Source organism: Halobacillus sp. ABD4_316 (assembly GCF_056161385.1).
Genome location: NZ_JBSWZA010000003.1, coordinates 507621 through 517267, shown reverse-complemented (window position 1 = coordinate 517267; position 9647 = coordinate 507621). Strand labels below are relative to the sequence as shown.

The 9647-nt window shown below is 34.6% G+C and carries 8 protein-coding genes; 6 read left to right on the top strand and 2 right to left on the bottom strand.

The features are described from left to right. Positions 1-482 precede the first annotated feature (482 nt). The 3 genes from ACXAJH_RS14985 (at position 483) to ACXAJH_RS14975 (ending at position 5187) form a co-directional block, all read left to right on the top strand. The gene (locus ACXAJH_RS14985) at positions 483-1643 is read left to right on the top strand and encodes a hypothetical protein (RefSeq protein ID WP_474994430.1); all 1161 of its coding nucleotides are present in this window, start codon (positions 483-485) and stop codon (positions 1641-1643) included. A gap of 714 nt (positions 1644-2357) precedes the next feature. Next, positions 2358-4439 (top strand): reverse transcriptase domain-containing protein, encoded by a 2082-nt coding sequence (locus ACXAJH_RS14980; protein WP_474994428.1) that lies wholly within the window; start codon positions 2358-2360, stop codon positions 4437-4439. Positions 4440-4554: 115 nt separating this feature from the next. Beyond that, positions 4555-5187 carry a hypothetical protein gene (locus ACXAJH_RS14975; protein WP_474994426.1) on the top strand — a complete coding sequence of 211 codons (633 nt, stop codon included), beginning with the start codon at positions 4555-4557 and terminating at the stop codon, positions 5185-5187. 279 nt (positions 5188-5466) lie between these two features. Here ACXAJH_RS14975 and ACXAJH_RS14970 read toward each other — a convergent pair whose 3' ends face one another. Together ACXAJH_RS14970 and ACXAJH_RS14965 are read right to left on the bottom strand one after the other, a co-directional pair. Then, the gene (locus ACXAJH_RS14970; RefSeq protein WP_474994425.1) at positions 5467-5697 is read right to left on the bottom strand and encodes a hypothetical protein; all 231 of its coding nucleotides are present in this window, start codon (positions 5695-5697) and stop codon (positions 5467-5469) included. A 349-nt stretch (positions 5698-6046) separates the two neighbouring features. Then, positions 6047-6268, bottom strand: coding sequence for a hypothetical protein (locus ACXAJH_RS14965; protein ID WP_474994423.1), 222 nt, complete (start codon positions 6266-6268; stop codon positions 6047-6049). Between the two features lie 128 nt (positions 6269-6396). Here ACXAJH_RS14965 and ACXAJH_RS14960 point away from each other — a divergent pair, with 128 nt between their 5' ends. From ACXAJH_RS14960 to ACXAJH_RS14950, 3 genes are all read left to right on the top strand, one after another. Then, positions 6397-6576 (top strand): carbon storage regulator, encoded by a 180-nt coding sequence (locus ACXAJH_RS14960; protein ID WP_474994421.1) that lies wholly within the window; start codon positions 6397-6399, stop codon positions 6574-6576. A gap of 68 nt (positions 6577-6644) precedes the next feature. After that, positions 6645-7895 carry a flagellin N-terminal helical domain-containing protein gene (locus ACXAJH_RS14955; RefSeq protein WP_474994420.1) on the top strand — a complete coding sequence of 417 codons (1251 nt, stop codon included), beginning with the start codon at positions 6645-6647 and terminating at the stop codon, positions 7893-7895. A 996-nt stretch (positions 7896-8891) separates the two neighbouring features. Next, a complete protein-coding gene (locus ACXAJH_RS14950) occupies positions 8892-9635 on the top strand; it encodes a threonine/serine exporter family protein (protein ID WP_474967258.1) in 744 nt (247 codons plus the stop codon). Positions 9636-9647: the final 12 nt, after the last annotated feature.

Below are 9647 nucleotides of genomic sequence, written 5' to 3'. Positions count from 1 at the left end.
GACCTATCACAAGAAGAAAAATCTTTATTTTAAATATTTGCAAGGTAACTCATTACCGTCCCCGATTATCATTATTATACGCAGGCGTGGAGTGATGCGGTGGAGGTGTTTCTGAGGAAGCAGCAGAATGGCCTGATGGGGACGGTGGTTCTTGGGTTTGAAAAGGAATATGGGAGGTTTGGTAGGTAGGTTGATTGATTTAAAAGAAAATTGTTAGATAATTAAGGAAATGATGTAAACATAATTGTATAATATTAACATAGATGTTATTGAAAATTGGCATTATCAAAAGTAAATTAATTGGTTCCTTGTCTCTAAAGATTGGCTTAGAGAATCAGTGCACTAAATTTTCTGGAGATCTCTGCTTTTTTTTGGTGTGGGTGTGTCTAGCTCATTATAGAGGTTGAGAGATTCAGTTGGATTTAAATAAGTTATAGTAATATTAAGAATAGAAATGTCTATAAATACGGGGGGATGACGTAATGGAGAACCACGATTTAATAGAAGTTGAAGGTGATCTGGTTATTCACTCTGAAGAAAGGGAAAGTAAGCGTTCTGAACCAATTTCTATACCAAACTCATTATTAGATACCGTATTAAAAGGGATACAAAACAATCCAACATCACAAGAATTAATCAGGGCAAGTGAAGATGCTACTGAGTTATTTAAGGTTGTTTTACGACCGGATCTGCAGGAGGGAATTGATTCAGGTAAATTGGTTTGGGATGGTTGTTCTGTCGACTTGCGAAATGCAAAAACTAATCGCTATGCTGGAAAGATTACACTCCAGAAATCTGAATTACCTTTAGATGTCAATAAGAAAGATCCTTCAAATGCAGCTATGAGTCTTTCGAATGTTACTAAGGCAATATGCTCGGTATCTGGCCAAGCACAGTTGGCCGATATCAGTAAAAAAATAGATGTGCTTGATGAAAAAATAGACACATTAATAGAAAATAGTTGGCGTGAAAAAATTGCAGCTTTGCAATCTGCAACAGAGATGGTTAATCATGCACTTATAGAGCTACCAGATAAGAACGCCTTAGGTAGGATAAACCAAGCAATATTTGAAATAGGTAAACAATCAAAGTATTTCAGGTTATCTATTGAAAGTGTTATTTCTAAAAAAATAACTCTAAGTGTGTTGACATCTTTCAAGGAGAGCATGTTCACATGGTTTGGTAAAAATAAAGGTGAATACAATGAAGATTTCATAAAAGATATTAGAGAGCTACTTGAAGAATATGGATTTCTTATAGATTGTTACATTCAGGCTGAAACATTATTAGGAAGTTGCTATCAGGTTATAGAAGGGTATGAAAAGGCAAAAAAATATTACAACAGAGTGGAGGAGTTTGTGGATTATTCATCGCATGAACTATTTAAAAAGCTAGTTTTTCTTTTGGATATCAATGATGACAGTGTTGATTCTCAAAGAAGGGTAGAAAACATATTGCCGTTAATTGAAAACCGACAAATTCCAATAAAAGAAGCGGTCAAAATTGCAAATGACAAGGAAATTAATGGTATAAACAAAACTGCTCAAATAAAACAACAATTGCTTAACGGTCCGAAGATTATTTTTGATTTACCTCGTGAGATTTTATTAAAAGAGGGTGGGGATGACGTTTATGATTGCTAATTGTCCCAAATGCCAACAACAGACCACTTTTGTGTCAAATGACAATAAAAAAAATCAATGTCAGAAATGCAATTCAATAATGAACAAGTGTAATAATGGAGATTGTATTAATATGATTTCTTTTGGGCTATATTGTTCAAAATGCGTTGGAAGTGGTTTGAAAAAAAACGGGGTTGGAGCTGCAACTGTCGGAGCGGTTGTAGTAGGCACACTTGCGAGGGTTTATCTGGGGAACAAGGGAAAGAGTTAATTAATAGCATTATAAATAAAATAGGTCATGATCTTAGAATGAAGAAGCTTGGAATTTAAGATCATAGCCTCATTGGGTCAGTAAATGGGGCAGAATTTCATTATTGCTGGCGCGATTTCATTTGTTTAATTTTGTTTTAATCATAGAACATTGAATTAAAAGTGTTTTGTTAGTCCTCAAATTGTGCAATATTACACGCTCCATCAGCCTTCTAAGTTGTAGGTCGTTTCGTTTGGAAAGCCGATTATTTAGGGGTTTTTATAGCTTATACTTTTCAATATAGTGAATGGGCAACGCCCCAAAAAAGTACATTTAATCCAAAAAGGTTTAAGCGTGCTTTTTTTATTTTTTATCGAGTACAAATTAAAGGATCAATTGACCTCATAATATAGATAACACGTGTATAGTTGGATAAAAAAGGATATAACGGGGTGATTATGATATATTAATAATGGGTGAGGTTTATGAAGAATGATCTGAATAGTGTGGTGCAATCTGGAAACTTCGAAAGAGCGTGGAGATGGATTAATTCTAGTAGTGACCACCGATATAAGAATTATTTTAGAGATTTATATCAAGCATATTCTTTTTCGAAGCAAGAAAATTTAAAGGATCTCCGAAATAGAGTAAGAAACAATACATTCCAGCCTAGTAAGCCGGAAAGAGTTTATATTCCTAAAAAAAGTGGTATTTTACGACCTATATCTTTATTACCTATAGAGGATCAGATTGTATATCAAGCCTTTACCAATGTAGTAGCTGAGTATCATAAAAAAGAGAATCGTAAAAACTACAATAAAATTGTTTATGGAAATCTATATTCTACTAAAAGTAACAGCTTCTTTTATCGTAAATGGATAGATAGCTATAGGCTAATGAACCGTAATATTATAGAAGCATTTCATGATGGAAATAAATACATAGCATCTTTTGATATTACAGCTTTTTATGACAGTATCGATCATACTATATTAGGTAATTTTTTGTCAGGGTATGGAATCGATAAAGAGTTCATTGATAGGTTTCTTAATTATATGTCTATATGGACAGCAGATGGGTCTTTTATTCAAGGAACAGGGTTGCCACAAGGTCCATTGAGTTCAGGACTTATATCAGAAGTAGTTATTTCTTATATTGACAATAAGTATAAATACAAGAAATTTGAAAGTGGTGTGAAATATTTTCGTTATGTTGATGATATAAAACTAATGGCAAATGATGAAGTTAACTTAAGGAAAAGTTTAGTTAGGTTAGACTATTATTCGAAAAGAATTGGTTTATTACCTCAGTCTTCTAAAATTAATATACATAAAATTAAAGATATAAATGAAGAAATCAAGAATCTAAGTGAACCATTTGCTAAGGTTAGAAAGAATGATGGGAAAATTAGTCCTTACAATGCAGAAAAAGAATTAAAAAAGATAATACGAAAAAATGAGCTCTCTGACGTAACCTCTTTTAAGATCTTTCTACCTTATGTTAAACCTAAATATACTATCTCGAAGCAATTAATTGAATTATTATATCACCAACCTTTTTTATATAACGAAGTATCTAATTATTTTAGAAATTATAATAGAAAAGTTTCAGATAAAGTGTTTCTAGAAATTTTGAAATACTTGGAAGGTCCCGAAGTATATCAAGTGATTAATGGACGATTACTTGCTTCAGTTCATAACAACATTTCTGAAAAAAATCAAAGGATGTTAGTAGAGTTCGCTAAAAATAGATTGCAAACCGAAGAAATTAAAGATCCATATTATAGGCTTACAATTTTATCAATTCTATTAGAAGACCACTACTTTAAGTATGATGAAATAAAAGAAATACTAAATACTGAAAAAAGCTGGTGGGTTTTAAAAGCTTTAATTAACTCAATTAATAAAGATTTCTTGGGGGAACCTTCGTATATTGAGTTACTTAATATCTTGTTAGAAGATGATTCAGTAGATGTTGCACTATCTGCTGCTAGAGAATATATTCTTTTAGATATATCCTCAGAAAATTCTTTCACATCATCAAACTACATTGCTCAAAAGGCATTGAAGTCAGTGGGGGTAATAAAGAGGTCAGCTTCTACCCCAAGTATAATCGGAGAGTACTTAAGCCTTATTTGCAAAGAAAAGCTCCCTGATATGAATTGGAAGAGATTTTTTGGACCTAAACAACATACGCAAGCTGAAAATAAAATTGCACGTGCTTATGGATATGTTCAAAATGATATGTCTGCTTTTGTAAATATTTTAGACGTCTTTCACGATATATTATTGGAGAGTTTATTTGAGAAAGATGGTAGTATTGGAGGTTACAATCTGGGACGAATAGGAAGTGTATTAAATCCAAATAATAAAAAATTCAAAAATAAATATCCAACACTTTGGGACTTGTGTAAGGAAGTGCATGAAAAAAGGTTGGAATGTGATATTTCACATCCTTTGCACAAAAATACGGGTAATTATACTAAACCGATTGAATATAAATATATTTTTAGTCTGAGAAAAAAAATGGCTAAAGGATATAAGGAGATAATCCAAAATTGCAGATAGATGTTCTTTTATTTTCTCTTCAATTTTTGAATGAATATCTCTTTGTTTAGCTCAATTCCAAAATGTCGTAAATTTTGCAACTTACAATACAAGTATTTTAAAGGTGGGAAAGTTGATGAGTTTCGTATCAATAGTGATTAATCCGGAATTTATAACTTGTATGTCAGACGGTTTAATAATTCGAACTGAAGGAAAGTATATAGATGGAAAATTTACTATTCTTAGAGAGTTTGTTAGAAGTGAAGAGACTCCGAAGTTTTATAAAATTAGCAAGGATCAGTTTGTGGCTTATACAGGAACTGATGAGTGGAGAAAAGATTTATTAAAAGACATACCTGAAAATAATATTGGTGAGAATTATGATTTGAAATCATTAGCTTACCAAATCTATAAAAAATCAACTACATCTGAGGAAGCGATAAAGTGGAGTAAACTAGGTCCCTCGTTTATTGTATGTGGTGGAATCAATGACGACCATAAAATTGAAGTTCACGCAATACAAAGTAATGAGAAGAGAGGTGTTTTATATATTCCATCAACTAACGAAAGAACTTTGTGCTTAGCTCTCACTAGTCCATATCTATCAGACTACTTACCAGGAGATATCCTTGATGAAGAAATTAACTCACTCAATGAAATCACCCCCGAAAACGTGCTACAAAAACAAAGGTTTGTTAATGCAGAAGTGGCTAAACGAGACAGAAGTGTAAACGATAATTGTTTTTCAGATGTAATCAGGAGATCATAGCTTGTGATAGACATACTTTTTGACATACTGTTTCTCATAAGCAGTTAGCTTCCATAGGTTAAGGTATTCTAACCGATCCCCTTTAAAGCTTTATGCACCGAATATTTTGGAGATTAATATACCTTATTTATTTAAAAGAAACCATGGGCGGCATACCGTTTTCTCATGTTCATTGGTCGTTAAAACCAAGTAACGACATGAATTTCGAAAGAAAAAGCCTTTGATTTGTTTGTAATTACACCTGGCTCCGTCGAATTTGACGGAGCCAGGTGTATTAAATTAGTGTTTGTCCTCATCCATATAAAGCTCATCCATAATTAATTCTCCTTGCCCCAAACCTTCTAAGTACCCCTCATAAGTAAGTATTTTCACCTTCAATCGATTGATTTCATAATCCTGATCCCCAAGATACATATGCATCTCTTTTAAGACCTGCTTTAATTCATCGTTCAAATCCTGCTTTACTAATACATCTTGCCACTTGTCCAGCTTTTTCATTGTAGTGTTCATTTAATTTCGCCTCCTTACTCTATAATCGTTAGTTAGGAGACATTTGGTGTCATGTTTTGCGAAATTTGTTTTGTAAATTTTATGTAAACCGATCTTATCTTCACTTTTAAGCTCGAATTCCTCACATATTCACTGAATTCCAAAGTTACACCCATAAAATTAATAGAGAGCGTAGGTGGGTCACCTTGTTCATCTAGAACAAGTCTGTTCCATATATGTAAAAGAGCATTACTCTAGAAATTAAAGCTAGTATTGTATATAAGCCATACGATGTTGAATAAATTAGAAAAAACCTGGCAAAATTATTGGGCTTTTTTAATTTAATGTTCATCATTATTTATATGTAGGTTTAAAATTCAATCCTTTTTAATATTTCCATAGCTACTATTTTAAAGTTGTCATTAAAGAATTTTGAATCATCTTGAGCAACTACATATACATTATTAGCCTGGTTGCCATTCATCTTGACACCGATATGATACACTCTTGTGTTTTTATCAAATTCAACCGGATAATCATACTTATCATTTAAGTTTGGATTGGATTCTAAGTCTATTTCGTTTAGGGACATTTCCCCTTCACCATCAACTCTCATATCATAAAAAGATATTCGGGAATTTCATTTTTAAAACAAATTCACTAAACATATAAACTTTTAATCCGATATCATTATTGAAAGCATCAAGGAGGATGATCTTAATGGCTTTAGTATTGGGCAGGAAGCCTGGGGAGAAATTAATTATAGAACACAAAGATGAACTCTGCGAGATTGAAGTGGTTAAATCTCCAGAAGGACATTTACGATTGAAGCTCACTGGAGATAAATCCTTTAACTTCTATCGTGATGAAATATTCAATGGTAATGACTCTATAAAATAGAGTGATTATAGATTATGTAGCCAAATGGATGTGGCTATGTAGAAAACAATTACATGGAGGTTATTTTAATGAGAATTAATCACAACATCGCGGCGTTAAATACTTACCGTCAGCTAGGACAAGCAAACAATGCTCAGTCCAATTCAATGGAGAAATTATCTTCTGGTCTTCGTATCAACAATGCTTCTGATGATGCAGCTGGTCTTGCGATTTCTGAGAAGATGCGTGGTCAGATCCGTGGTTTGGACCAAGCATCTAGAAATTCTCAAGATGGTATTTCTCTAATTCAGACTGCTGAAGGTGCGTTAAATGAAACTCACTCAATTTTACAACGTCAACGTGAGTTAGCTACTCAGGCAGCAAATGACACAAATACTGCAGAAGATCGTAAAAATATCCAGGATGAGATGGATCAGTTAGGTAAAGAAATTGATCGTATTTCAGGTACAACCCAATTTAATACTAAAAACTTACTTGATGGTTCTATGGATAAAACAACTGTTGCAGGTGTAAATGTAAACACTAACAATTCACTAGGTGCTACACAAGCAGTCGGTGATAGCCTAACAGCACTAACAGATTCAGATGGTAACAATTTAGGTGTTCAAATCGGTGATACGATAGAAGTATCCTATGTAATGAATGGGCAGACTGTTACTAACTCATTCACAAACGATGACGGGTCTAGCGGAAGTTTAACACTGGCGTCTATTGGTACATCTGACGGCACTACCGACGACACCAATGTGGCAATTGCTGGTTCAGCTGGTGAAATAACTGCTACTGCGGGTGCTAATGGCCATGCAGGAGCAATTCATGGTCTGACTGTTACTGTGAAAGATTCTAGTGGTGAAGTTAGAACAGGCGCTTCTAATGCTCTATCCAGTTTCTCTGAGACTACTCAGGCAACTGAGGATCACTCTGATGGATCGGCTACTTTCCAAATTGGTGCGAATACTGGGCAAAATATTAATCTTGCTATACAAGACATGAGTTCAGATGCATTAGGAGTTAAAGGTCTCCAAGTTGGTAATCAAGGTCAAGCAAATGTAGCTATTACAGTAATTGATGAAGCTATTCAGAAGGTTTCTGCTCAACGATCTTCGCTTGGTGCCACTCAGAATCGTTTGGATCATACAATTAACAATTTAAACACTTCTAGTGAGAACCTTACAGCTTCCGAATCGCGAATCCGTGACGTTGATATGGCGAAAGAAATGATGAATCAAACGAAGTCTTCTATTTTGTCTCAAGCTTCTCAAGCTATGCTTGCGAAAGCGAACCAAATGCCACAAGGAGTTCTTCAACTTCTACGTTAATATCCAAAACCCACTCATTTAATGAGTGGGTTTTTTCATGCATTTATCTTCTCTAATTAAATGAAGAAACTCGTCATAACTTTCAGAACCTCACTTGGAGCAGAAATGAGGCGGAACTCTATTATTTTTGCCTCATCTCCATTTATAAAGGAAGTACTTAATACTATAAAAGCTTGACTAAATAGGATTCAATATCATTTTATTTGTACACTTCATCCGTACCCCAACATCATTCTAAGTTGTAGGTCGTTTCGGTGCTGGCTTTAGGTAGTAATCCCGACTGGATATTGACTGGATTTTCTTTATTATTACTGATATCTTATTTAAACTCATACTAATAGAGTAAAGCTGGAAAACCAATTATATAGGGGTTTTCGCATCTTATTCTTTATTATTTTTTAAATGCAATGAATGGGCGGCATGATGTAATAACGCTCCAACCACTTAAGTAATAGGGCTTTTTCTATAAACAGTTTGAAACACACAAAAAGTCTCTGGAACTCTTGAAGTCATGTATAAATAGTTAGGAATAAAAGGACTAAATCCTAAATAAAGGATGTAGTCCTTTTTTGCTTTTTTATTTTCATTTCAGGTTTTTTAGAAGACCGTAAATTCCAGCCAACAGAAAAAAGAGCAGATATTATGAATATCTAAAGTTCTTATTGCCGAATGGTTTATACAGTAAAGAAGCTTAGGTGTAGAAGGGGGCTGATGCACACCTCTTTTCCTTATAGTTTTTTTATTAGTTTTGTTCAAAGTAAAGAATGCACAATACTCCAGCCCTGGGTGATGTGATATTGTACTTGTATGGAGACGAATATTCTTTGATGAACATCCACATTGGGAAGCCGTAAAGAATAATATGGAGCTAAGATCCAGCCATTCTTTCAAAAGAAAGTGAAGAAGTTTCGCGATTGTGGAAATCTTTAGGGTTTTAAGCTTTTAGGATAGGAATAGATACACTAAACATACTGGAATACGAATGGAGGTGACCGAGTGGAGGATACAGAGGACTTGATTGAGTTATGTTTATTAATGGGGAAGATCATGCAACAAAATGGAGCGGAAACCTATCGTGTGGAAGATACGATGACGCGGATTGCCCAATCTTTCGGACGGGATGAATCCCAAAGTTATGTAACACCTACTGGGATTATGTTTACGATCAGCCCTGGTGCCCATGCAAAATTAGTAAGAGTTTCGGCACGAGAGACAAATCTCGAGAAAGTGAACCTTGCGAATAATGTCTCCAGAAAGATTGCAAGTGGGGAATTGTCTACTCAAGCAGCGTATAAAGAGCTCAGGAAGATTGAAACCAGTCCTACAGACTATTCCATGCGCATGCAAATCATCGCTGCCACGTTAGCAAGTGGTTTCTTTACTATCATGTTTCAGGGGAGCTGGTACGATTTCCTGCCAGCCTGCTTAGCAGGAGGACTAGGGTTTATTGCATTGATTAACTTCATTCGATTATTTGAAATTAAATTCGTTGCTGAATTCGTTGCTTCGTTGTTGATCGGTTTTACAGCCTTCTCCCTTTTTTCATTCGGTATTGGGAAGGAAGTGGATAAGATCGTTATCGGTTCAATCATGCCGTTGGTCCCTGGTCTGCTCATCACCAACGCTGTAAGAGATTTGATGGCAGGCCATCTGATCTCAGGACTCGCCAAGGGGGCAGAGGCTTTTTTAACAGCTTTTGCAATTGGGGCAGGTATTGCTGTGATGTTTGCACTATTTTAGAGATCGTGAGGA

Bases quoted from the DNA above. Each gene is read 5' to 3' on its own strand.
- ACXAJH_RS14955 (WP_474994420.1), top strand. From the start codon at position 6,645: ATGAGAATTAATCACAACATCGCGGCGTTAAATACTTACCGTCAGCTA.
- ACXAJH_RS14970 (WP_474994425.1), bottom strand. From the start codon at position 5,697: ATGAACACTACAATGAAAAAGCTGGACAAGTGGCAAGATGTATTAGTA.
- ACXAJH_RS14980 (WP_474994428.1), top strand. From the start codon at position 2,358: ATGAAGAATGATCTGAATAGTGTGGTGCAATCTGGAAACTTCGAAAGA.
- ACXAJH_RS14960 (WP_474994421.1), top strand. From the start codon at position 6,397: ATGGCTTTAGTATTGGGCAGGAAGCCTGGGGAGAAATTAATTATAGAA.
- ACXAJH_RS14975 (WP_474994426.1), top strand. From the start codon at position 4,555: ATGAGTTTCGTATCAATAGTGATTAATCCGGAATTTATAACTTGTATG.
- ACXAJH_RS14965 (WP_474994423.1), bottom strand. From the start codon at position 6,268: ATGTCCCTAAACGAAATAGACTTAGAATCCAATCCAAACTTAAATGAT.
- ACXAJH_RS14985 (WP_474994430.1), top strand. From the start codon at position 483: ATGGAGAACCACGATTTAATAGAAGTTGAAGGTGATCTGGTTATTCAC.